General features: G+C 39.2%; 21 protein-coding genes. 12 read left to right on the plus strand and 9 right to left on the minus strand.

Annotated elements, in window-relative coordinates; all coding sequences use genetic code 11:
* Nucleotides 1–70: 70 nt before the first annotated feature.
* From HMPREF1321_RS03285 to HMPREF1321_RS11455, 3 genes are all read right to left on the minus strand, one after another.
* Complete coding sequence (locus HMPREF1321_RS03285) at nucleotides 71–1003, minus strand: phospholipase A (protein WP_009421388.1); 933 nt, start codon at nucleotides 1001–1003, stop codon at nucleotides 71–73.
* A 120-nt stretch (nucleotides 1004–1123) separates the two neighbouring features.
* On the minus strand, nucleotides 1124–2716 hold the full coding sequence (locus HMPREF1321_RS03290) for a peptide chain release factor 3 (protein ID WP_009421339.1): 1593 nt from the start codon (nucleotides 2714–2716) through the stop codon (nucleotides 1124–1126).
* A 52-nt stretch (nucleotides 2717–2768) separates the two neighbouring features.
* Nucleotides 2769–2927, minus strand: coding sequence for a hypothetical protein (locus HMPREF1321_RS11455; protein ID WP_157461773.1), 159 nt, complete (start codon nucleotides 2925–2927; stop codon nucleotides 2769–2771).
* Nucleotides 2928–3463: 536 nt separating this feature from the next.
* Between HMPREF1321_RS11455 and secDF the strand changes: the two genes are divergently transcribed.
* The 3 genes from secDF to HMPREF1321_RS03310 all read left to right on the plus strand — a co-directional run bounded on the left by secDF (nucleotide 3464) and on the right by HMPREF1321_RS03310 (nucleotide 9342).
* The gene (gene secDF / locus HMPREF1321_RS03300; protein WP_009421384.1) at nucleotides 3464–6451 is read left to right on the plus strand and encodes a protein translocase subunit SecDF; all 2988 of its coding nucleotides are present in this window, start codon (nucleotides 3464–3466) and stop codon (nucleotides 6449–6451) included.
* Between the two features lie 136 nt (nucleotides 6452–6587).
* Nucleotides 6588–7994 carry a dihydrolipoyl dehydrogenase gene (gene lpdA, locus HMPREF1321_RS03305; RefSeq protein ID WP_034575605.1) on the plus strand — a complete coding sequence of 469 codons (1407 nt, stop codon included), beginning with the start codon at nucleotides 6588–6590 and terminating at the stop codon, nucleotides 7992–7994.
* 166 nt (nucleotides 7995–8160) lie between these two features.
* Nucleotides 8161–9342 carry a proline dehydrogenase family protein gene (locus HMPREF1321_RS03310; RefSeq protein ID WP_009410265.1) on the plus strand — a complete coding sequence of 394 codons (1182 nt, stop codon included), beginning with the start codon at nucleotides 8161–8163 and terminating at the stop codon, nucleotides 9340–9342.
* 13 nt (nucleotides 9343–9355) lie between these two features.
* On the opposite strand, the gene HMPREF1321_RS11840 is transcribed toward HMPREF1321_RS03310, so the two are convergent.
* Nucleotides 9356–9601 (minus strand): hypothetical protein, encoded by a 246-nt coding sequence (locus tag HMPREF1321_RS11840; protein WP_034575607.1) that lies wholly within the window; start codon nucleotides 9599–9601, stop codon nucleotides 9356–9358.
* Nucleotides 9602–9957: 356 nt separating this feature from the next.
* Between HMPREF1321_RS11840 and HMPREF1321_RS03320 the strand changes: the two genes are divergently transcribed.
* Genes HMPREF1321_RS03320 through HMPREF1321_RS03350 form a run of 7 tightly spaced genes read left to right on the plus strand, consistent with a single transcriptional unit; the run spans nucleotide 9958 to nucleotide 15266 of the window.
* On the plus strand, nucleotides 9958–10836 hold the full coding sequence (locus HMPREF1321_RS03320; protein WP_002672636.1) for a cell division protein FtsX: 879 nt from the start codon (nucleotides 9958–9960) through the stop codon (nucleotides 10834–10836).
* 27 nt (nucleotides 10837–10863) lie between these two features.
* Nucleotides 10864–11115 (plus strand): DUF3098 domain-containing protein, encoded by a 252-nt coding sequence (locus tag HMPREF1321_RS03325; RefSeq protein WP_002672637.1) that lies wholly within the window; start codon nucleotides 10864–10866, stop codon nucleotides 11113–11115.
* 2 nt (nucleotides 11116–11117) lie between these two features.
* Nucleotides 11118–11927: an undecaprenyl-diphosphate phosphatase gene (locus HMPREF1321_RS03330; protein ID WP_002672638.1), complete on the plus strand. Its 810-nt coding sequence runs from the start codon at nucleotides 11118–11120 to the stop codon at nucleotides 11925–11927.
* 50 nt (nucleotides 11928–11977) lie between these two features.
* The gene (locus HMPREF1321_RS03335) at nucleotides 11978–12751 is read left to right on the plus strand and encodes a phosphatase PAP2 family protein (RefSeq protein WP_009421341.1); all 774 of its coding nucleotides are present in this window, start codon (nucleotides 11978–11980) and stop codon (nucleotides 12749–12751) included.
* Between the two features lie 12 nt (nucleotides 12752–12763).
* A complete protein-coding gene (locus HMPREF1321_RS03340; protein ID WP_009421357.1) occupies nucleotides 12764–13543 on the plus strand; it encodes a class I SAM-dependent methyltransferase in 780 nt (259 codons plus the stop codon).
* A gap of 3 nt (nucleotides 13544–13546) precedes the next feature.
* Nucleotides 13547–14557, plus strand: coding sequence for an FAD:protein FMN transferase (locus tag HMPREF1321_RS03345; protein ID WP_009421381.1), 1011 nt, complete (start codon nucleotides 13547–13549; stop codon nucleotides 14555–14557).
* Nucleotides 14558–14570: 13 nt separating this feature from the next.
* Nucleotides 14571–15266 carry a 5'-methylthioadenosine/adenosylhomocysteine nucleosidase gene (locus tag HMPREF1321_RS03350; protein ID WP_009421369.1) on the plus strand — a complete coding sequence of 232 codons (696 nt, stop codon included), beginning with the start codon at nucleotides 14571–14573 and terminating at the stop codon, nucleotides 15264–15266.
* A 78-nt stretch (nucleotides 15267–15344) separates the two neighbouring features.
* Here HMPREF1321_RS03350 and HMPREF1321_RS03355 read toward each other — a convergent pair whose 3' ends face one another.
* The 5 genes from HMPREF1321_RS03355 to HMPREF1321_RS03375 form a co-directional block, all read right to left on the minus strand.
* Complete coding sequence (locus HMPREF1321_RS03355; RefSeq protein ID WP_009421360.1) at nucleotides 15345–15866, minus strand: hypothetical protein; 522 nt, start codon at nucleotides 15864–15866, stop codon at nucleotides 15345–15347.
* 6 nt (nucleotides 15867–15872) lie between these two features.
* On the minus strand, nucleotides 15873–17279 hold the full coding sequence (locus HMPREF1321_RS03360; RefSeq protein WP_034575609.1) for a TlpA family protein disulfide reductase: 1407 nt from the start codon (nucleotides 17277–17279) through the stop codon (nucleotides 15873–15875).
* A 147-nt stretch (nucleotides 17280–17426) separates the two neighbouring features.
* Nucleotides 17427–18215 (minus strand): rhomboid family intramembrane serine protease, encoded by a 789-nt coding sequence (locus HMPREF1321_RS03365; RefSeq protein WP_009421400.1) that lies wholly within the window; start codon nucleotides 18213–18215, stop codon nucleotides 17427–17429.
* Nucleotides 18200–19318, minus strand: coding sequence for a lipid-A-disaccharide synthase (lpxB, locus tag HMPREF1321_RS03370; RefSeq protein WP_009421355.1), 1119 nt, complete (start codon nucleotides 19316–19318; stop codon nucleotides 18200–18202). Before lpxB ends, HMPREF1321_RS03365 begins: the two co-directional genes overlap by 16 nt.
* A 30-nt stretch (nucleotides 19319–19348) precedes the next feature.
* Complete coding sequence (locus HMPREF1321_RS03375; RefSeq protein ID WP_034575611.1) at nucleotides 19349–19657, minus strand: hypothetical protein; 309 nt, start codon at nucleotides 19655–19657, stop codon at nucleotides 19349–19351.
* 743 nt (nucleotides 19658–20400) lie between these two features.
* On the opposite strand from HMPREF1321_RS03375, the gene HMPREF1321_RS03380 reads away from it, so the two are divergent.
* Nucleotides 20401–21315 carry an LLM class oxidoreductase gene (locus tag HMPREF1321_RS03380; RefSeq protein WP_009421337.1) on the plus strand — a complete coding sequence of 305 codons (915 nt, stop codon included), beginning with the start codon at nucleotides 20401–20403 and terminating at the stop codon, nucleotides 21313–21315.
* Between the two features lie 9 nt (nucleotides 21316–21324).
* On the plus strand, nucleotides 21325–22275 hold the full coding sequence (locus tag HMPREF1321_RS03385; RefSeq protein WP_009421395.1) for a hydrogen peroxide-inducible genes activator: 951 nt from the start codon (nucleotides 21325–21327) through the stop codon (nucleotides 22273–22275).
* The last annotated feature ends 34 nt before the right edge of the window (nucleotides 22276–22309 follow it).

The raw sequence follows: 22309 nt of genomic DNA on the forward strand, positions 1-22309 counted from the left end.
GTATAACAAAAAAACTTAATAAACAAAAAAAGTTTCCACTATTACCTCTTACCTCTTACTTCTTATCTGTTTAAAGACTTAAGAAAGTAAAGCCTACTCCCACAATAGTTTGTTTGTAATTGTAATCGATAAGGGAATCGCCATAACCGTGAGAGGCTTGCAACAAAATACGCAGGTCGCGACTCAGCGGATATACCCAGTTCAGTTCTACGTGCCCGCGATTATGATTAAAATTTAAATTATTCCTCACTCGCAAATTAAAAACATTTTTACGGAAGGGATAAGCAATGCTCAATTCACAACGTTCTATATAATTCTCAATATCGGGATTGTCATCTTCTCTTGCCTTTTCTGAGAAACGCCACCAAAAACGGCTGATAATCATTAAATCATTCCATTGAAAAATACCTAATAAAATAATTCTGTTCCAACTGCGGGAATGTGCCGCTTCTTTACCATTAGATTGGTGGTTTACGGATAGTCCTGCCATTTTCACTTTAAAATTCCCCACCGAGAGGTTCAGCGGGTAAGTAAATATCAATTCTGGTTCGTAATTCAGTTCCCTAAACGGACGTGAAAGCTCACCGTTGTACATCTGCCAATACGATTGCTGAGTGAAAGCTACCCACACATCTCCCTTCCCAAAAGCATCTTGCATAATCTTAGCTTTTAAGCTCACTTGAAATTTTACCTCCACGTGCTGGTAGTCGCGCCATTCGGGTATAGGTCGGTCGGGGTTCAAACTTATAGGTTGTTCCGTAGGTTTATCCGTAAAACGGAAAGGCATTACGTACATAGGTAAGTAATCCACAAATTTAAAAGTACCTCTCTGGTCTTCTCGGTCAAGCTCCCATAGCTTAGAAATAGCCCTCTCTAACTCGGCTCTTCTATCGGCTTTTATTCCTGTCTTAGGAAGTTCCTGTAATGTGTCATTCACCACCTCCTGAGGAAAAATAGGTGTTGCAATAGCCAAGAGCATTATAAATAAAGTGTATTTCATCATTTTGTTTTTTGCGGGTGCAAAGGTACAGCAAATAAACTTTATAAACAAAAAAAGTTTCCTACATTTTAATATGAGGAAACTTTTTCTATTCTGATACTTTATGTATATCAATATTTCTTCTTACTCAAACTCCGATGTAAAATGCAACTTTAAGTTCGGGTACTTTTGTTTTACCATCTCAATAGAGAAAGCTGAGTCAGCTAAGAAAACTAATTGATTCTGCTTATCGCGTGCTAAGAACTTCTGTTTTACGCGTAAGAAATCAAGATACTCAGCATCTTTGGGGTTTTCAGGCTCCTCTACCCAACAAGCTTTATAAATAGGAAAGTTTTCATAACTACACTTTGCCCCATACTCGTGTTCTAATCGATACTGAATTACCTCGTATTGGAGTGCTCCTACCGTCCCAATTACTTTGCGACCGTTGAAGTCTAACTTAAAGAGCTGTGCCACCCCTTCGTCCATTAGCTGGTCGATGCCTTTTTCTAATTGTTTAGATTTCAGTGGGTCAGCATTGTTAATGTAGCGGAAGTGCTCAGGAGAGAAGCTCGGTATCCCCTTGAAGTGCAATACTTCACCTTCAGTAAGTGTATCGCCTATCTTAAAGTTCCCCGTATCGTGCAATCCTACAATATCCCCCGCATACGAGATATCCACCACTTCTTTCTTTTCGGCAAAGAAAGCATTCGGACTGGAAAACTTCAACTTCTTGCCTAAACGCGTATGTAAATAAGGTTTGTTACGCTCGAAAGTGCCCGAAACAATTTTCACAAACGCCAAACGGTCGCGGTGGTTAGGGTCCATATTTGCGTGAATCTTGAAGACGAAGCCCGTAAAAGTAGGTTCTTCAGGGTTTACGATGCGCTCTTCACTGGCTTTCGGGCGGGGCGAAGGAGCAATTTCCACAAAACAATCCAAGAGTTCTCTTACCCCAAAATTATTCAATGCCGAGCCAAAAAATACAGGTTGTTGGTCTCCTTTGAGGTAGGCTTCTCTATCGAATTTAGGATATACTTCATACACTAACTCCAAATCGGAACGGAGGTTCTCGGCGGATTGTTCGGATATAATCTTCTCTAATTCAGGACTATTAATATCGTTGAAGGCTATAGTTTCCTCTATATTCTTACGGCTGTCGCCTGAAAAAAGGTTGATATTCTTCTCCCAGATGTTGTAAATCCCTTTGAAATCATACCCCATCCCTATGGGAAAGCTCAGCGGAGTAACCTTTAAGCCTAACTTCTGTTCTACTTCGTCCAACAGGTCGAAGGCGTCTTTCCCCTCACGGTCTAACTTATTAATAAACACAATCATAGGAATATTACGCATACGGCACACTTCAACGAGTTTTTCGGTTTGCTCTTCCACCCCTTTGGCAACGTCAATAACCACAATTACACTGTCCACAGCCGTGAGAGTGCGGAAGGTATCCTCGGCGAAATCCTTGTGCCCGGGGGTATCTAAGATGTTTATTTTATGCTCTTTGTAGTTAAAAGCCAGCACCGAAGTAGCTACGGAAATCCCACGTTGGCGTTCAATCTCCATAAAGTCGGAGGTAGCTCCTTTCTTTATTTTATTCGATTTCACCGCGCCAGCTTCTTGGATAGCCCCCCCGAAGAGTAAGAGTTTTTCGGTAAGGGTTGTCTTTCCCGCGTCGGGGTGAGAGATGATGCCGAAGGTACGGCGTTTTTGTATTTCTTGTTGTAAAGACATAAAGTTAATTTGCTAATCTGCTAATTTTCGAATCTGCTAATTTGCTAATTTGTTAATTAGTTTTTTTAAGAGTATAATTTGGTAGCGAGTTTACTATCATTAATGCTGTTACCTTCTTGGTCGAACATTCTTCGTAAGTACTTACACACGAACAACCATAAGTTGTAAGCAACAGCACTACCACACTGAATATTAATAAGATTCTTTTCATTCTTACTAATATTTTGTTTTAAAATCGGGTGCAAAAGTAGTGAATAAACTCCAAAAAGAGACATAAATAAGTAAAAAATTCACTTTACCCTAATTTAAACCACCTCTTAACCTCAACGTACCCCCACCCTTCCTTTGTCTTTTCTCTATCTGCCCGTGCGGCTCGCACCGTCATTTGTTCGTTCTTTCTCCATCTGCCCGTGCGGCTCGCACCGTCTTTTGTTCGTCTTTTATTCGTCTTTTGTTCGTCTTTCCTATAAGCTTCTCCCAAATTAACCATTAACCATTAACCATTAACCATTAACCATTAATCATTAACCATTAAACAATCGGTATTATTAGCATTTTTGGCATTGTGGTATTAAACTCATTTATCCATTTGATAATCAATAAATATATAAGAATATATACCCCTTATGCCAGCCTTTCAAATATAAATAAAATATAATTTTTTAGGACTTTATTTTTCTATGTTCAGTAAAATATATATCTTTGCCGTTTGAAGAGATAAAATAAGTAAATTATTTAATTAAAAAAATGCAAAACAAAGGACTTGTGAAACTATTTGCCATATTGTTTGGGCTAATATGTATTTATCAGCTTTCATTCACCTACGTGGCAGGTAGAGTAGAAGATGAAGCCAAAGCATTCGCTGAGGCAAAAGTGCCTAATACTCAAGCTGACTATATCGCTAAACGCGAAGCTATAGAAGCGAAGTATTTGGACGATAAAATGGGGCAAGATGTCTATAACCTCGGTTTTACAAAATTCACTTATGGTGAAGTAAAAGCTAAAGAATTGAACCGCGGTCTCGACCTTAAAGGCGGTATCAACGTGATTCTGCAAATTTCCGTAAAAGACATCTTGAGAGGTCTTGCTGACAACTCCAAAGACCCTATCTTTAACAAATCATTAGCCGAAGCCGATGAACAGCTCCGTAAAACCGACAAAACCTACTTGGATTTGTTCTTCGAGGCTTACGCTAAGAACGGAGGTAAATTAGCCTCCCCCGATGTGTTCGCTAATAAAACCCTCAGCGACCAAATCAACTTCCAAATGAGTGATAGTGAGGTGCGCCCTATCATCAGAAAACGCGTAGACGAGTCTATCGTATCTGCTTTTGAGGTATTGCGCAAACGTATCGATAAATTTGGCGTTTCTCAACCTAATATCCAGCGCCTTGGTAACTCAGGTCGTATCCTTGTAGAACTTCCTGGTGCCAAAGATATCACTCGTGTGCAATCACTCTTGCAAAGTACCGCTCAGCTTGAATTTTGGGAAACTTATAAGAATACTGATGTTTTCCCTTATTTACAAGCCCTCAACGAGCAACTTAAATCTACTGCTAAAACTACAGATAAAGTAAAAGATACGCTCACAGCCGCTACTCAATCAGGTAGCAGTGCTATCGACTCTCTACTTACTGATGTAAAGAAGGATTCTGTTCCTACTCAACAAGGAAAAGGCAATCCTTTGTTTGACCTTATCAAAGCTAATTCTTATGAAGGTTCTCCAGTACTTTTTACAGTAAGTTTAAAAGATACTGCTCAAGTAAATAGCTATATCAATTCTCCTGAAGCAAAACATTTGATTCCTGCTTCATTGCAGTATGTAAAATTCGCTTGGGGTAAACCTGATAAAAAGACCTCCCTTATCGAACTTTATGCCCTAAAAGGCAACCGCGATAACACCCCTCCTCTTACAGGTAACGTAGTAACCCAAGCCGAACAAACCTATGATGTTCGCAACCAGCCTGCCGTATCTATGCAAATGGACGGTAAAGGAGCACGCATTTGGGAAGCGCTTACAGGTAAAGCTTTTACTCAAAACACCAATATTGCTATCGTACTCGATAACATCGTATATTCAGCACCAGGAGTAACTACAGGCGCTATTTCAGGAGGTCGCTCTGAAATTACAGGGCATTTTACTTTAAATGAAGCTGTCGACCTTGCTAACGTGCTCCGTGCTGGTAAATTACCCGCAAGTGCTGATATAGTACAATCTGAAATCGTAGGACCTTCTTTAGGACAAGAAGCTATCGATAGCGGTATGAACTCTTTCCTTATCGCTACTATCTTCATCTTTGCGTGGATGATATTCTACTACGGTCGTGCCGGTATTTATGCCGACCTCGCTTTGGTATTCAATATACTCCTCATATTTGGAGTGTTAGCAAGTATAGAAGCTGTACTTACGCTCCCTGGTATTGCGGGTATCGTGCTTACCATTGGTATGGCAGTCGACTCGAACGTGCTGATATTCGAGCGGTCGAAAGAAGAACTGCGCAAAGGTAAAAACATCAATCAAGCAGTGGTTGATGGTTTCAAACACGCCCTATCATCTATCTTAGACTCTAACATTACTACAGCGCTTACTGCTCTTATCTTGTTGTTCTTTGGTAGCGGTCCTATTCAAGGTTTTGCAACTACCTTGCTCATTGGTATTGCAACTACTTTGTTCACCGCTATCTTTATCACTCGCTTGTTTATCGACTATAGCGTTGAGAAAAAACACACACTTACTTTCACCACTCCTATTACTAAGAACTGGTTCAAAAATGTAGATCTCAACTTCATCGGCAAACGCAAAATAGGATATGCTTTTTCTATTATCCTATCAATAATAGGTATCATTTCTCTTTCTACTCGTGGTCTCGACCAAGGTATCGATTTCGTAGGTGGTAGAACTTACCAAATTCGTTTTGAAAAAGAAGTTAATCCTACCCAAGTAGCCGATGCGCTCAAAACTACTTTAGGAAATGTGGAAGTAAAGACTTTTGGTGCTCCTAACCAAGTTAAAATTTCTACCAAATACAAAGTACAAGAAGAAAGTACTGAAGTAGATAATGAAATACAAGAGCTCTTGTACAAAGGCTTACAGAAATTCTTACCCGAAGGTACTTCATTCGATAGTTTTGCTAAAGCTAGTTCTACTGATAAGATTGGTATTATGCAATCTATGAAAGTAGGGCCTACTATCGCTGAAGATATTAAGAGCAGTGCGTTCTGGTCAGTTATCGGTTCGCTTATTGTAATCGGTCTATATATCTTATTCCGTTTCCGCAAATGGCAGTTCTCTATGGGTGCGATTGTATCTTCAGCGCACGACGTGCTAATGGTACTCGGTATCTACTCGCTCACTTATAGCATTATGCCTTTCAATATGGAAATCGACCAAGCCTTTATTGCAGCTATCCTTACAGTAGTAGGTTACTCACTAAACGACACGGTGATTATCTACGACCGTATCAGGGAAGTAATGCGTGAGCCTCATTGGTCAAGAGAGAAAATCAATCACGCACTCAACACTACCCTTAGCCGTACCTTGAACACCTCATTTACCACTATGGCAGTACTCGTTACTATCTTTATCTTTGGTGGTGAAACCTTGCGTGGCTTTATGTTCGCAATGATTATCGGGGTACTCATCGGCACTTACTCTTCTATCTTCGTGGCAGCTCCTCTCATTTACGACACTGTAAAGGACGAAGCTGACCATACTAAAGAACAATCTAAAAAGTAATATCTAATTACTGAATATATAAAAGGGACTGTCCTAAAAAGGATAGTCCCTTTTTCTATGCGGTAGAAAAAAGTGAAAAACTACTTGCAAATATCAATTATAAACCCTAACTTTGCCTTTCAAAAAACTAAGTAATATGAAAACATACGACATTGTTATCATCGGTTCAGGTCCTGGCGGTTATGTAGCCGCCATTCGCGCAGGTCAATTAGGCTTTAAAACTGCCCTTATTGAAAAATATAATACCTTAGGAGGCACTTGCCTTAATGTAGGCTGTATCCCTTCTAAAGCCTTACTCGACTCTTCTCACCACTACGAAAACGCCTCCAAACACCTCGAAGCCCACGGTATTGAAATCACAGGCAAAGTAAAGTTTAGCTTAGAGAAAATGATTGCTCGTAAGGCAGCTGTGGTAGAGCAAACTTGCGCAGGGGTAAAATTCCTAATGGAGAAAAACAAAGTAGACGTTTTTACCGGGGTAGGGAGCTTTGTATCACCCACACAAATTAAGATTACTCCTAATAAAGGCAAGGCAGAGACCATAGAAGCCAAGCACACCATTATTGCTACCGGCTCTAAACCTGCCTCCTTACCTTTTATTACAGTCGATAAAGAACGTATTATTACTTCTACTGAAGCCCTCCAGCTAAAAGAAGTACCAGAACACCTCATCGTGATTGGTGGGGGCGTAATAGGCTTAGAATTGGGGCAAGTATACAGTCGCTTAGGAGCTAAAGTGTCGGTAGTAGAATACACCGATAGCATTATCCCTACGATGGATAGAGGCTTAGGGCGCGAACTTACCAAAGTACTCAAAAAACAGGGCTTTGCTTTCTATACAGGTCATCAGGTGAAAGAAGTAACTCGCAAGGGCAAAACAGTAACTGTAAAAGCTACCACTCCCAAAGGCGAAGAGCTTATCCTTAAAGGTGATTACTGCTTAGTAGCCGTAGGTCGTCGCCCTTATACCGAGGGTCTTAACCTCGAAGTAGCAGGTGTACAGAAAGACGAGCGCGGTAGGGTAATAGTAAACGACCACCTGCAAACCAATGTGCCTAACATCTATGCCATAGGTGATGTAGTACGCGGAGCTATGCTCGCCCATAAAGCCGAAGAAGAAGGCGTATTGGTAGTAGAACAACTCGCTGGACAAAAACCACATATCGACTATAATCTTATCCCTGGTGTTGTTTACACCTGGCCTGAAGTAGCTTCAGTAGGAAAAAGTGAAGAGCAACTAAAAGCTGACGGCATAGCCTATAAAGTAGGGCAATTTGCTTTTCGTGCCTTAGGGCGCGCCCGTGCCAGTATGGATACCGACGGCTTTGTAAAGATTTTGGCTGACACCGAAACCGATGAAGTACTTGGCGTACACATCATTGGAGCTCGTGCTGCCGATATGATAGCCGAAGCCGTTACAGCAATGGAGTTCCGTGCCAGTGCCGAAGATATCGCTCGCATCTGCCACGCTCACCCTACCTTTACCGAAGCAATAAAGGAAGCCGCCCTTGCTACCACCGAAAACCGCGCTATCCATAGTTAACTACCGATGCCTATACAGGTAATAAAGATTTAAGTCCCATAGAAGGATATACGTTGCAATTAATAATTAGTAGTAAATACAGTGATAAAAATAATTAAGAAAAAGTTTGTTTCTTTCAAAATAAATAGTAACTTTGCCTCAACTAACCTTTAATCATTAAAATATTATGAGTAGATTTTCCGATACCCAAACCGCTTTTGCCCTCAAAAGCCAATCCGAACTCAACTGGGCTTACCGCCTTTTTAAACTTATTGGCAGTAATACCCTTACTCGTGTGGGCACTGCCCTTACCAACTTCTCCTTAAAACTGCGCCTGCCCGTCGAAGGACTCATCAAGCGCACCGTCTTTAAGCAGTTCTGCGGAGGTATCTCCGAACAAGACTGCCTTCCCGTAATCCAAAAGATGCATCAAAAAGGCGTAGGCTCTGTGCTCGACTATTCCGTAGAAGGTAAAGAAGACGAATCCTCTATCGAAGCTACTTTCGAAAAAACAATGGAAACCATCGATTTTGGTAATCTCCATCGCAACGAAGGTATTCCTATTGTGGTATTTAAACCTACGGGATTTGGGCGTTTTGCCATCTTCCAAAAACTCACCGAGAAAAAAGCCCTTACCCCCGAAGAAGAAAAAGAATGGGAGCGCATCAAATCTCGTTTCGACGCAGCCTGCAAGCGCGCCTACGAGTATAAAATTCCTATTTTGGTAGACGCCGAAGAAAGCTGGATGCAAACTGCTGCCGATGACCTCGTAGAAGAGATGATGCAGAAGTACAACAAAGAAGAACCTATCGTATACAATACCTTGCAAATGTACCGCCACGACCGTTTGCCTTACCTAAAAGAACTTTATGAACGTGCCGTAGATAAAGGCTTCTACATAGGCGTAAAAATCGTACGAGGTGCCTATATGGAAAAAGAAAACGAACGCGCTGCCGAGCTAGGCTATCCCACTCCCATTTGCCCCAGCAAGCAAGCAACCGACGATAATTATAACGCTGTTGTGCGCTATATTATTGACCATATCGATAGGATTGCGCTCTTTGCAGGTACTCACAACGAAGAAAGTGCTGCCCTGGTAATGGATTTGATGCACAAAAAAGGCTTGCAACCTAACGACAAACGCGTGTGGATAGCACAACTCTACGGTATGAGCGACCATATCAGCTTCAATGCCTCTAAGGAAGGCTATAACGTAGCCAAGTATTTGCCTTTTGGTCCCGTGCGCGAAGTGATGCCTTACCTTATCCGCCGAGCCGAAGAAAATACCTCAGTAGCAGGGCAAACAGGACGTGAACTCACTTTGCTAAAAGCAGAGAAAAAGCGCCGAAAAGAAACTGCTAACCAGTAAAAATAAGTTTTTATTATTCGTTGTAACTCTCGTTTTTGCACTTCTCGCAAAAACGAGAGTTATTTTTATTCCCAATTACTACCCTCTTACCTTCGCTCATTGTTCGTTTTTTGTTCGTCATTTCTCTATCTGCTCGTGCGGATCGCACCGTCTTTTGTTCGTTCTTTGTTCGTTCTTTGTTCGTTCTCTGTTCGTTCTTTGTTCGTTCTTTGTTCGTCTTTTGTTCGTCTTTCCTATAAGCTTCTCCCAAATTAATCATTAACCATTAATCATTAAATAAGGCTTCCTATAAGCTCTCCATATCTACATTATTTTATTCTTCCGTCTCCATTTGCTAATTCTCAAATTTGCTAATTTACTAATTATACCCGCTCGTGTGGCTCACACCTGCTTGTGCGGCTCGCACTGCCTATCGTGCTACAACCTCACATCGGTTTCCTTTTAAAGCTTGTCCCCCTTCGGGGGTTCGGGGGCTTTCGTCACACCGTCACTTATCACTCGTCATTGATTTGGTATTTTTGGCATTATTGACATTATTGGTATTAAATTAGTTGCTAATTCAAAAAAAAGTTGTACTTTTGCGTGATTTTCTATCTTAAAACAAAAAATATAAGAATGGCACGTTCCATCGATTCATTTAACAAACGAAGATTAATTACCTCCTATTTTTCGGTAATAGTGAGCATTACCTTAGTGCTCTTTCTTATGGGCTTTTTTAGTTTTTTAGTATTAAGTGCTAATAAATTAGCCAATTACTTCAAAGAGCAAGTAACCGTTACCGTCTTGATAAAGGACGATGCTAAAAATGCCGACATCGAACAGTTACAGAAAACTCTTTCGGTAGCGAGTTTTGTAAAGTCAGTGCGTTTTGTATCAAAAGAAGTTGCTGCCGAAAAGTTCAGTAAGGATATCGGCGAAGATTTTGTTACCTTCATCGGTACTAACCCTCTGCAAAACACCATCGATTTAAGCCTAAAAGCCGAATATGCCGAGCCCGATAAGATGCGTGAAATCAAACGTGAGTTAGAGCAAAACTCTTTTGTTACCGAAGTAGTATACGACCAATCTTTGGTAGCTCTTATCCACGAAAATGTGAACAGAATAGGTATTGTTACATTAATTTTCAGTGCCCTATTCACTTTTGTATCTATCTTGCTTATCAATGCCTCTATTCGCCTCTCCATTTATTCCAAACGTTTTATCATCAAAACAATGCAATTAGTAGGGGCTACGCGCAGTTTCATACGCCGTCCGTTTTTATGGACAAATGTACGATTGGGCATTCTCAGCGCTCTAATAGCCATAGTGCTTTTCTATCTATCGTTATTAGCCATTGTAAAGTCATATCCTGAGTTTAATATCTTAATGGATACAGGTACTTTAAGCATTGTTTTTATAAGCATTATAACCATTGGGATACTCATCAGTTGGCTAAGCACCTATTTTGCTACACAACGTTTCCTAAACCTCAATACCAACGACCTTTATTATTAACCATTAATCATTAATAATTAATCACTGATGAAACATCATTCAACTTTCATTTTTGAAAAGAAAAACTATCTTATTATGGCTATTGGCTTAATAGTAATAGCCCTTGGTTTTATAACAATGAGCGGTGGTGGTAGCGATAATCCCGCTGTGTTCGACCCCTCTATTTTCAATTTCCGACGTATTCACTTAGCTCCTGCTTTGGTACTTTTAGGTTTTGCCATTGAAATTTACGCCATTCTAGTAAATCCTAAAACTGATAAAAAACAAGAAGAAAAATAAGAATGAGTACACTGCAAGCTATTATTATTGCTATTATCGAAGGACTCACCGAGTACCTTCCTATCTCATCAACCGCACATATGGGCTTTACCGCTGCCCTTATGGGAATGCCCGACGATGAGTATTTGAAAATGTTTCAAGTTTCCATACAGTTTGGTGCTATCCTCTCGATAGTAGTACTGTATTGGCGCAAGTTCTTCGACTTTTCTAATTGGAACTTCTATTTCAAATTAGCGTGTGCCGTTATCCCTGCTCTTATATTAGGTAAGCTTTTCGATGATAAGATTGAAGCAGTTTTGGGCAACCAAAAAGCGATTGCTATTACCCTAATTGTCGGCGGTATTATCCTTATTTTTGTAGACAATTGGTTCAAACATCCTACGATTCACAACGAGAAAGACATCACAATAAAAAAAGCCGTTACTATTGGTTTTTGGCAGTGTTTAGCAATGATGCCAGGCACTTCGCGCTCGGCTGCTTCTATTATTGGCGGAATGACGCAAGGGCTCACTCGCAAAGCCGCCGCTGAGTTCTCTTTCTTCTTAGCCGTTCCTACAATGCTAGCTGTAACCGTGTATTCTATTTTCTTGAAGAAATGGGGTACTGCCCAGGAGAAAGGCTACGAGCTGATAATGAAAACTGATGAGAGTTTTTGGTTGTTTATCATAGGTAATGTAATAGCTTTTGTGGTAGCAATGATAGCCGTGAAATTCTTTATACATATCCTCACCAAATTTGGTTTTAAAGTATGGGGCATTTACCGCATTGTTATTGGAGCAGTATTACTGATTTATTTCTCAATTAACAATTAATTATCTTTCCCTCCTACCCTTACCTTTTACTTTTTACCTTTTTTCACAAAATGAAAATATTACTTTTAATTGTAGCTTTCTGTTTTATTCTCATTCAATCTATAAAAGCTCAAACCGATAGCTTATCAGTACTCCACGAGTCGGTACTCACAGCCGATACTTTGCAAATAGCTACTGAAAAACCTAAACTCAAACAGGTATTACTTCCTGCTTCTCTGATTACCTTAGGAGTTATCTCCAACGCTACTTATATCAATCGTTATGTACAACGACACGCTTATAGATATTCCGGCGGACAGAAGTTGCGCTTCGATGATTATATACAGTATCTACCTATTGCTAGCGTCTTTGCTTATAGCAATTTAGGTATAAAAGCCAAGCACAGTGTAAAGGAACGGCTCATAGTAGGAGCTACTGCTTATGCCATTACGGCAGCCTTAGTAAACGGAGTAAAATATAGTGTCAGAATACATCGTCCCGATGAAAGTGCTTACAATTCTTTCCCTTCAGGACACACCGCTACCGCTTTTACAGGTATGGAAATCCTTTGGCAAGAGTACAAAGATGAGAATATATGGGTAGGTATCAGTGGCTATGCTATAGCTACCACCGTAGGTGCAATGCGTTTGTACAATAATCGCCATTGGATAGGCGATGTGCTTGTAGGGGCAGGTATAGGTATCCTTAGTGCCAAAACAGCCTATTGGCTCTTGCCATATACTTCCAAATGGCTTACACGCAAAGAGAAATCTTCAGTACAAATAGCTGTTTACCCCGTTTATTCCGAAGAAATGAAAGGAGTAGGGCTCACCTTATTTCGCTAAAAACACCTTCTAATGGCTATTATTACCACTATATTAAACAAAGTTCCACGCCCTTGGCTTATAAAGATGAGCTATTGGGTGCGTCCGTTTTTAGCTTTCTACTTGCGAGGAAAGAAATACCAAGACCCTATTGATGGCAAGACTTTTAGGAAATTCTTACCATATGGCTACGGCAAAGTTCGCCCCAATGTACTCTCGCCCTCTACCCTATCGCTTGAACGCCACCGATTGCTTTGGCTCTATCTTACTCGTGAAACCGATTTCTTTACACGTGAGCTAAAAGTGCTACACGTCGCTCCTGAACAAGCCTTCTATAAACGCTTTAAAAAACAACCTAACCTCAATTACCTCACCACCGACCTATATTCTCCTTTGGCAGATGTAAAAGCCGATTTGTGTGCTTTGCCATTTGAAGACGAATGTTTTGATGTGATATTTTGCAACCACGTATTGGAGCATATCCAAGATGATACCCAAGCAATGAAAGAGCTTTATCGTGTGATGAAAAAGGGTGGTTGGGGTATTTTTCAAGTACCACAGGACTACCACAGAGCAATTACGTTTGAAGATAACACCATTACTGACCCGAAAGAACGCACCCGTATTTTTGGTCAGTATGACCACGTAAGGGTCTACGGTTTAGACTATTTTGATAAATTGCGCAGTATAGGCTTTGAAGTAGAGGAACTGCAATACGCTTCCCATTTCACAGCTGAAGAAATAGAACGGTATCGTATTGTTGCTGAAGAAATCATTCCTTTATGCAAGAAGAAGCAAAATTTTAATAATTAAATAATGAAATATCTATTTTTAAGTATCGCAATAGGTTTAGTAGCTTGCCAGCCTCCCGTAAAAGATGAAATTCATCTTATAAGTGGAGAGGCACAAGGTAGTACTTATCACATTAAGTACATTAGCAAAACTAAAAAAGACTTAAAACCTGCCATAGACTCTATTTTACAAGTGATAGATAAGTCTATGTCTACCTATAAACCAGATTCTGACATTTCTAAAATCAATGCAGGAGATAAAAATGTAGTAGTAGACGAACATTTCAGGAAGGTTTTTGAAGCCTCTCAGCAAATATGGCAAGAAAGTAAAGGGTTATTTGACCCTACGGTAGGTGTATTAGTAAATGCTTGGGGGTTCGGTAAACAAAAGATAACTGAGGATAAACTCCCCACAGATGAAAGAATAGCAGAACTAAAAAAATATGTAGGCTTTAATAAAGTACATCTCACAGCCGATAACCATATTGAAAAAGAGTCTCCTGAAATACTGTTTGACTTTAATGCCATAGCACAAGGCTATACCTCCGATGTAGTTGCAGCTTTCCTCAGCTCAAAAGGTATTAAGAATTATATAGTAGAGATAGCAGGTGAGATGTATCTGAAAGGAAGGAATACTGTAGAGAACAAAGCGTGGACGATAGGCGTAGAAAACCCTATCAAACCTTTGGACGATCGCGAATTGGTAGCTACTATACAATTTACCAATCAAGGATTGGCAACCTCTGGTAACTATCGCAAAGTATGGACAGATAGTAATGGGCGCAAATATGTACATTCTATTAACCCTATTACCGGACGTGCTACCCAAAGCGATGTGCTCAGTGCTACAGTAGTTGCTCCTTCCACTATGTTTGCTGACGGATATGCTACTATGTTTATGGTAATGGGATTAGAAAAGAGCAAAGCTTTCTTAGAGAAACACCCCAATATGGCTGTACTTTTAGTGTATAGTAACGAACAAAACGAAGAACTTACCTTCAAGACAAAGGCTTTTGAAAAATTAATAATTCAGTAAAGATTTTTTATTTATGAAAATAGGAATTATAGGTGCAATGGAGCTTGAAATAGATAGTTTAAGAACTTCTATTCAGTCTTGCAAAGAAACTAAAATAGGGCGTTTTGTTTTTTATGAGGGTTCTCTTAATGGGATAGAAGTAGTATTATTACTTTCAGGTATAGGTAAAGTAAGCGCTTCGGTTGCGACCACTTTACTTATAGAGAGATACAATCCATCGCTTATTATTAATACAGGTACTGCCGGAGGCTTAGGTGATACTTCGGTACACGATATAATCTTAGCTACTGAAGTACGCCACCACGATGTAGACGTTACGGCTTTTGGGTATGAAATAGGTCAGCAAGCACAAATGCCTCCTGCCTTTATTGCTAACACGCAATGGACAGAAAAACTAAAACAAGTAGCCGAACGATACAGCCATACACTTCACTACGGACAAGTAGTAAGTGGAGACTCTTTTATTTCCTCGCCCACCCGACTACAAGAAATTGCTAATACCTTCCCTAAAGCAAAAGCCGTAGAGATGGAAGCAGCAGCTATTGCTCAAACCTGCTACTTATTAAACATTCCATTTGTAATGCTTCGCGCTATTTCTGATAAGGCAGGCGAAGGGAATGCAGTATCATATGAGACTTTTGTAGCAGAGGCAGGCAAACTGTCTGCAACTATTATAAAAGCATTCTTAACCTCTATCTCTGAAACATAGGAAAAGTACACATATAACAAATAAGGGATTGAATTACATAATTCAATCCCTTATTTTTTTATACTTATAGAAATATTCCTATTTTAAAAATTGACGTACTTCTTCTTTTAAATGGCTTAGTGCATTAGCCGAAGGAGTGGCTTTCTCTACAAACTCTTTAAATATGGCTTCTACCATAGCTTGTGAGTCTTTTATGTCTTCGGTTAGGGCTACTTTACGGATTATTTGAATAGTAGCCATTTTAGCAGTACGAATAATATTCCATAGCTTTTCACTGAGGTATATTTGTTGTGCTAAGTTATGTTCAAATTCTTCATCAATAGAGTTTACAAGCAATGCTTCATACTCTTTCTTAGAAAAGTTATGAGGAGGAATGCGCAGAAATAGTTGTTGAGGAGACATTCGCTCTAAGAAAAGTGTCATTCGCTCGTATGCTTGTAAGCGGATAGGCATTGTATACTTTTGGTTTTCTTTATGAAGAAGAAATAATCGCTTTTTATCTTCATTTTCAATATGTATTCTAAAAAAATAAAAGGCTACCGCTCCTACAATAAGAGCCGGAACGCAATACATAATAAAGGTAATAATCTGGTCAGACATAAATAATTAAGATTCTTTTGATAATAATATTTTTTCTAAGTTTGGACTGAAAATATCTTCAAAAGCCGATATGATACGTCCGTTTTTATCTATAATTACTGATTTGTTAATATTATTAATTAAAAACTTTTGAGACAAATCTATGAAATTGATAGAGTGATATTGGTCAGTCCAATCGGTATTTGAGATTTGTTTGCGCCATTGGGTTTTATCCTGCCCTATATCAATACCTACAAACTTTACATTGGGGAATAGCTTCTTTAACTGACTAACTCTTCCGAAAATAAGTTTGGAAAGCTCTTTCTGATTGACTGACCAAAAGTAATAAATAGTTACCTCCGGCTGTTGTATTTCCGAAAACTTAGTAGGTTCACCGTTTGCATTAATCAAATCAAAATCGGGAGGAATTCTTCCCGCTTGTAGTGCTATTACGTTTCTAAAAACCTTATCTAATTCAGCTTTATACTTGTTATCTTTGTTATACTTAGCAAATTTATCGAAGTAATCTTTATACTCGGTGTGTTCTTGGATATTAAAAATATAAGCATAAGCTGCATTTCGGTATAGGTTATCTCTCAAACTTCCATTGGTAAAAAGACTATCGATGATTTTAATCTTTTGCAAATGGAAACCTAATTCCCTACTTACATCTACCAAAGTGTGAGTATCATAGGTGTATTGGGTAAAAGCCAGATTATTGACATACATTACCATATACCTATAATAGGGGCGAAAATACTCTAAAAAGCTATCGTTATAATTAATTTGTTTACGATAGTCGTAAAAGTTATAGGGTAGTAAATCTACGATTGAAATGTTGTTCTTATTTTGATAAACAAAAGGATATATCTCCATTTCCTTATAGATAGGAAAAGTAGCGCTTACTAGGGCTAAATCTTTTGCTTTCTCGGTGAGCTGAGGATTTAGTTTGAGAAAATCATCATACTCCCGTTTTCTTTCTTGATATAAGGAATCACTTTTGTTTTTGTACTGCATAGGTGGCAAAGAATGAAACTTCCTAAAAACTTCTTCTTGCGCATCTGACATCTTAGATTGTGAGAGTAAAAAGTTATTAATAGCAGAGCCTTTACCCGAGAATGAGATACTTTCTTCAAAACTGAGTGCATTGGCATACACTACCACACTGTCCTTAGGTTCTACATACACATATTGATACTTACCATCTGTTTCAAAGTTAAACAACTCTCCTTCGGTTATATTTAGGTTAAACAGGAAAGTTTTATTCTTATCTAAATAAGCAGTATCTATAGGAGTATCATTGCTGTATAGAACAACAAAAGAGTCCTTTGCATTAGGGAAAAAGCCACTTATTATAGTAGGCTCATTACGCTTACCCTTGCAAGCGATTAAAGTGCTAAAAAGCACCCATAATATTAGCCGATTCATCTTCATCACCAATAAGCATTCAACTATTTGGGGGCAAAAATATAACATTATCTAAATACGGTGAGTTAAGAATATGTTAAAAATATACCCACTACTAAATATTAACATTTATTAGTAATTCGCGGTTTGAATTAGCCTCTCATTGATAGCAAATTAGCTTTCTTTCTCCTTGCTCACTTCAAAGAGGAATTTCTTTTCTTGGTCGGTTAAACTTGCATAACCACTAGCACTGATTTTCTCTAACAGTTGATTGACCTGATGTGCTCGTATCTGTTGTTCTTCTGAAACGACTTTCTTCTCTTTTTTAGGAGACTCTTCTTGGGGCATTTTTGCTCTTTTAGGAATGCGAAAACTGTACTTTGAAGTAAGTCCTGCGAATATCCCTCCTAAAATACCTCCGAAGTGGGCTATCTTACCTCCTGTGTTTACTGATATATTCAGTATATCGAAAAGGATAAAAGCCAATATAACGTACAGCAATTTTATTTTAAAGGTAAAAATATAGACATTATAAGAGGGGAACAGGGTTACCACAAAGGCTAAGGCTCCCATAACAGCAGCTGAAGCTCCTAAGAGCATCGTATTATCAGTGAAGGAGGGGAAGAAGTAACCTATGGTTAGAAATGTGATTCCACCACCTATAATCCCAAAGCTATACGCTTTTACAAATTGTTTTCCGTTAAAGAGATTGAAGAAAATATGCCCTGTGAAAAATAACAGGAGCATATTCCAAAACAGGTGTTGAATGCTTACGTGATAGAAAGCATAAGAAATGAGCGTCCAAGGTTGTTTTAAAAACAGAGGTAACGATTGAGGCATACATAGCCACTGATTAAGCTGCTCTTGTGTTACTTTGTTAGTATACACTACAAGTTTGCTTATACCCAATAGCAATGTACAAACCACAATTACGCTATTAGCTGTGTTTAATTTTCCTGACATTGACGTAATATTAATGAGGCTGTTTTTTCGCTTGCACCTTCTCCGCCTAACCTTTCTCTCAACAAAACATAATCTTTAAACACTTCGTAACGGTGCCTATAAGTAGTGAGCTTGTTAAGCTCAGCTTCTAATTTTTTTTTAGTAAGGTCACCTTGAATAAGCTCAGTAACCACAGGCTTATCCATAATGAGGTTTACTAATGAAATGTACTTGAGCTTGATAATGCGTTTGGCTATATGATAGGAAATCCAATTGCCTTTGTAGCACACCACTTCGGGGACGTTGAGCAAGGCGGTTTCTAAGGTAGCCGTACCACTGGTTACAAGCGCTGCATATGACACTGAGAGCAAATCATAAGTTTTACCGCTTACAAAATGCACGTTTTCTTCTTTGATAAAACGTTTATAGAAGTGATAATCAATTGAGGGGGCTCCTGCTATTACGAACTGATACTGATGAAAATCATCGACTATAGAGAGCATTATTTTTAGCATCTTGGCTATTTCCTGCTTTCTACTACCTGGTAAGAGTGCTATAATAGGGCGCACATCTAAGTTATTTTCCTTTTTAAAAGTCTGCTCATCTACTTCTTTGCGCTGTGCAATAGCATCGAGCAAAGGATGACCAACAAAGTGCACGCGGTATTGGTGTTCTCTTTCGTAGAAATCTTTTTCAAACGGGAGTATGACGTACATAAAATCTACATCGCGTTTGATTGCTTTTATGCGGTTCTCTTTCCAAGCCCATATTTGTGGTGAGATGTAGTAATGAGTAGGGATATGTTGTTGTTTAGCCCATTGGGCAATGCGCATATTAAAACCGGGATAGTCTATAAAAATAAGAACATCGGGGTTGAACTGGGTGATATCTTTCTTACAGAAATCGATATTGCGCAAGATAGTGCGCAGGTTCGTAATTACTTCCCAGAAGCCCATAAAAGCGAGGTCTCGGTAATGCTTTACTTGTGTACCTGCTACCTGTTGCATTTGGTCGCCCCCCCAAAAGCGGAATTCGGCTTTTGGGTCTTTTTCTAATAGGGCTTTCATTAGGTTAGCACCGTGCAAATCACCAGAAGCCTCGCCTGCTATAATATAATACTTCATTTTTCTGCAGTTTGAAAGTTTAATACATTATTAGTTTTTAATGGCAGTATTGTTTAGATACGCTGTGATGGCAGCGTGATAAACTGATGAGGTGCCTTTTTTGACCTTAGGTAATACTTCATAGGAAGCCCTGAGCTGTGGGTCTTTAAGGACGAGCTGGGCATAACGCACGGCTTCTTGGAACTTAGTGCGACAGCCTAATTGAGCTTCGGAAGCTGGTACGCGGGACTTAGAAGGGGCTTTGCAGACTATTGTTTGTCCTTTAACTTTTCGGAAAACGAACGTTTTACCAATCATACCAGAGAGTCCGTTTAAAATAACATTTCGACTTCTTGCCATAATACAAATTGTTTTTTGGAATTAATAGTGCAAAGGTATGGCAAATTTTTGGTTTATCAAAATTGGTGTGAGTCGCACGAGCGGGTATAATTAGTAAATTAGCAAATTTGAGAATTAGCAAATGGGGACGGAAGAATAAAATAGTGAGTATAATTAGTAAATTAACAAATTTGAAAATTAGCAAATGGGGACGGAAGAATAAAATAATGTAGATATAGAGTGCTTATAGGAAAGACGGTGCGAGCCACACGGGCAGGTGTGAGCCGCACGGGCAGTCGTAGCACGACAGGCAGATAAAGGAAAGACAAATAAAACCTCCCCCTAGCCCCCTCAAAGAGGGGGAATGTAGCGACACAAAAATGAAAGAGTGACGAACAAAAGACGAACAAAAGACGAACAAAGAACGAACGAATGACGAACAAAGAACGAAGGAAAAGTGGGGGTAAGTTAAAGCTAAGATAGAGATAAAAAGAGGGTGATTAGTAGATTTCAACTTTACTAAAATTTGAAACTTTGGCAGAGTTCGTTTTGGAAAGAGGGGGTAAACCGCACGGGCAAATAAAGAATAAGGGTAGGAAAGTTGCTTTTGAAAGGATAAAGAAAGGGTGATTAGAGATTTGTAAAAAGGGATATATATTACTGAAAATCAATAGATATTATATATGAGTAAAAAAGATTTTCGATATTAGTGAATTTATACATTATTTTTTCTTATTTTTGCCGTTCTAAACAAACTCATCATTATGATAGACGCACACAAATTATCTATTGGTTTACTACTACCTATTGAAGCATACGAAGGGGCTATTCCTAAAATGGAAAACCAAGTACAACTCATTCAGCGAGCTGAAATGTTAGGCTTTAATGCTGTGTGGGTGCGTGACATTCCTCTATACACTCCTGATTTTAACGAAGTAGGACAAATGTTTGACCCGTGGATATATTTGGCACACATTGCTACTCTTACCCAAAGTATTAAGTTTGGCTTTGCGAGTGTAATACTACCACTGCGTCACCCTTTACACGTAGCGAAGGCTTCAGCGAGTCTTGACGTGCTATTTCCGAAGCGTTTTATGATGGGAGTTGCTTCTGGTGACCGACCTGTAGAATATCCTGCTTTTAATGAACTTTATGAGTCACGGAGTACTCGTGTATTGGAGCATATGGCTATGTTACGGGACTTGTGGAGCAAAGAGTTCCCTACCTACAACAATGAGTATGGTACCCTAATGGAAAAAATGGGTGATGTAGTACCCAAGCCCTTGCATAAAAATATACCAATGTATGCCACTGGGCACATAGGAGGAGTAAATTTGGAATGGATTGCGAAAAACTCGGACGGGTGGATTTACTACCCAAGAGATTTTGCTCTCACTAAGAAGATAATACAAGACTGGCGCAAAGCTCTTAAACAAGAAGGAGAACCTCCTAAACCTTATATTCAACCTGTGTATATCGACCTAAAAGATAACCCTGATTTTGAACCACAGAAAATGGACTTAGGGTTCCGTTTAGGACGTAACTATTTATTGGATATGTTCTTAGAACTCGGAAAAATAGGGGTTAACCATATTATGCTCGTACTAAAATACTGCTCTCGTCCTGCAAGTGAAGTGCTTGAAGAAATAGGAAAAGAAGTATTGCCACACTTGAAATAAACGCAAATTATGACCATTACTCAATACCAATATGTGTTGGCTGTAGCGAAATACAAGAACTTTACTACCGCTGCTGAACACAGTTTTGTTACCCAGCCTACCTTGAGTATGCAAGTGCAGAAATTGGAGGAAGAATTGGGGGTTACTATTTTTGACAGGAGCAAAAAGCCTTTACAGGTTACTGAAATGGGAGAACAAATCGTTAAACAAGCCCAAGTAATCGTAAATGAAGCGGGGAGAATGAACGATATAGTAGCGCAACAAAAGGGTTATATAGGAGGTGAGTTTCGCGTGGGGATTATCCCTACCGTCTCCCCTACTCTACTACCTATGTTTCTCGCTAATTTCATCAATAAATACCCTAAGGTATGCCTAAAAATTGAGGAGCAAACTACTGAAAACATTTTGAAAAAGATAGAGGACGGGAGTTATGATGCAGGGATTTTGGCAACCCCTCTACACAATCCGTCGATAGTAGAAAGACCGTTATACTATGAGCCTTTTGTGGCTTATATTCCACAAAATCACCGTTTGCAAAACTCTAAGACTATCTATTCTGAGGATTTGGATATCAACGATATATTGATGCTTGAAGACGGGCATTGTTTTAAGGACAGTGTACTGAATATCTGTAACCAAGATGTGATAGACTCAAAAGAGCACTTCCAACTAAAAAGCGGTAGTTTTGAAACCTTGGTGCGCTTGGCTAACGAGGGCTTAGGAATGACTTTGTTACCATATTTACACTCTTTGGAACTGAAAGAGGAAGAAAAGAAACGCATTCACTATTTTGCTGAGCCTTACCCTGCGCGCGAAATCAGCTTGGTATATCACAAAAACGAACTAAAAATGCAAATCATCAAAGCCTTACACGACACTATTGCAGGGGTTATACGAGGGGCTATTGTTTTCCAAAATGTAAAAATTATCAGCCCAACAAGAGAAAGGCACAGAATTTGATAAAGCTAAGAGCTAAGAATTGAAAGTTAGCTAA

The sequence above is a fragment of the Capnocytophaga sp. oral taxon 412 str. F0487 genome (genome assembly GCF_000271925.1).
Classification (GTDB): Bacteria; Bacteroidota; Bacteroidia; order Flavobacteriales; family Flavobacteriaceae; genus Capnocytophaga; species Capnocytophaga ochracea.

Coding starts and splice junctions, on each gene's coding strand:
- HMPREF1321_RS03350 (WP_009421369.1), top strand. CDS start 14,571: ATGAAAATAGGAATTATAGGTGCAATGGAGCTTGAAATAGATAGTTTA.
- HMPREF1321_RS03330 (WP_002672638.1), top strand. CDS start 11,118: ATGAGTACACTGCAAGCTATTATTATTGCTATTATCGAAGGACTCACC.
- HMPREF1321_RS03355 (WP_009421360.1), bottom strand. CDS start 15,866: ATGTCTGACCAGATTATTACCTTTATTATGTATTGCGTTCCGGCTCTT.
- HMPREF1321_RS03285 (WP_009421388.1), bottom strand. CDS start 1,003: ATGATGAAATACACTTTATTTATAATGCTCTTGGCTATTGCAACACCT.
- HMPREF1321_RS03320 (WP_002672636.1), top strand. CDS start 9,958: ATGGCACGTTCCATCGATTCATTTAACAAACGAAGATTAATTACCTCC.
- HMPREF1321_RS03360 (WP_034575609.1), bottom strand. CDS start 17,279: ATGAAGATGAATCGGCTAATATTATGGGTGCTTTTTAGCACTTTAATC.
- HMPREF1321_RS03375 (WP_034575611.1), bottom strand. CDS start 19,657: ATGGCAAGAAGTCGAAATGTTATTTTAAACGGACTCTCTGGTATGATT.
- HMPREF1321_RS11840 (WP_034575607.1), bottom strand. CDS start 9,601: ATGATTAATTTGGGAGAAGCTTATAGGAAAGACGAACAAAAGACGAAC.
- HMPREF1321_RS03325 (WP_002672637.1), top strand. CDS start 10,864: ATGAAACATCATTCAACTTTCATTTTTGAAAAGAAAAACTATCTTATT.
- HMPREF1321_RS03365 (WP_009421400.1), bottom strand. CDS start 18,215: ATGTCAGGAAAATTAAACACAGCTAATAGCGTAATTGTGGTTTGTACA.
- HMPREF1321_RS03385 (WP_009421395.1), top strand. CDS start 21,325: ATGACCATTACTCAATACCAATATGTGTTGGCTGTAGCGAAATACAAG.
- HMPREF1321_RS11455 (WP_157461773.1), bottom strand. CDS start 2,927: ATGAAAAGAATCTTATTAATATTCAGTGTGGTAGTGCTGTTGCTTACA.
- HMPREF1321_RS03310 (WP_009410265.1), top strand. CDS start 8,161: ATGAGTAGATTTTCCGATACCCAAACCGCTTTTGCCCTCAAAAGCCAA.
- HMPREF1321_RS03290 (WP_009421339.1), bottom strand. CDS start 2,716: ATGTCTTTACAACAAGAAATACAAAAACGCCGTACCTTCGGCATCATC.
- lpdA (WP_034575605.1), top strand. CDS start 6,588: ATGAAAACATACGACATTGTTATCATCGGTTCAGGTCCTGGCGGTTAT.
- HMPREF1321_RS03345 (WP_009421381.1), top strand. CDS start 13,547: ATGAAATATCTATTTTTAAGTATCGCAATAGGTTTAGTAGCTTGCCAG.
- secDF (WP_009421384.1), top strand. CDS start 3,464: ATGCAAAACAAAGGACTTGTGAAACTATTTGCCATATTGTTTGGGCTA.
- lpxB (WP_009421355.1), bottom strand. CDS start 19,318: ATGAAGTATTATATTATAGCAGGCGAGGCTTCTGGTGATTTGCACGGT.
- HMPREF1321_RS03380 (WP_009421337.1), top strand. CDS start 20,401: ATGATAGACGCACACAAATTATCTATTGGTTTACTACTACCTATTGAA.
- HMPREF1321_RS03340 (WP_009421357.1), top strand. CDS start 12,764: ATGGCTATTATTACCACTATATTAAACAAAGTTCCACGCCCTTGGCTT.
- HMPREF1321_RS03335 (WP_009421341.1), top strand. CDS start 11,978: ATGAAAATATTACTTTTAATTGTAGCTTTCTGTTTTATTCTCATTCAA.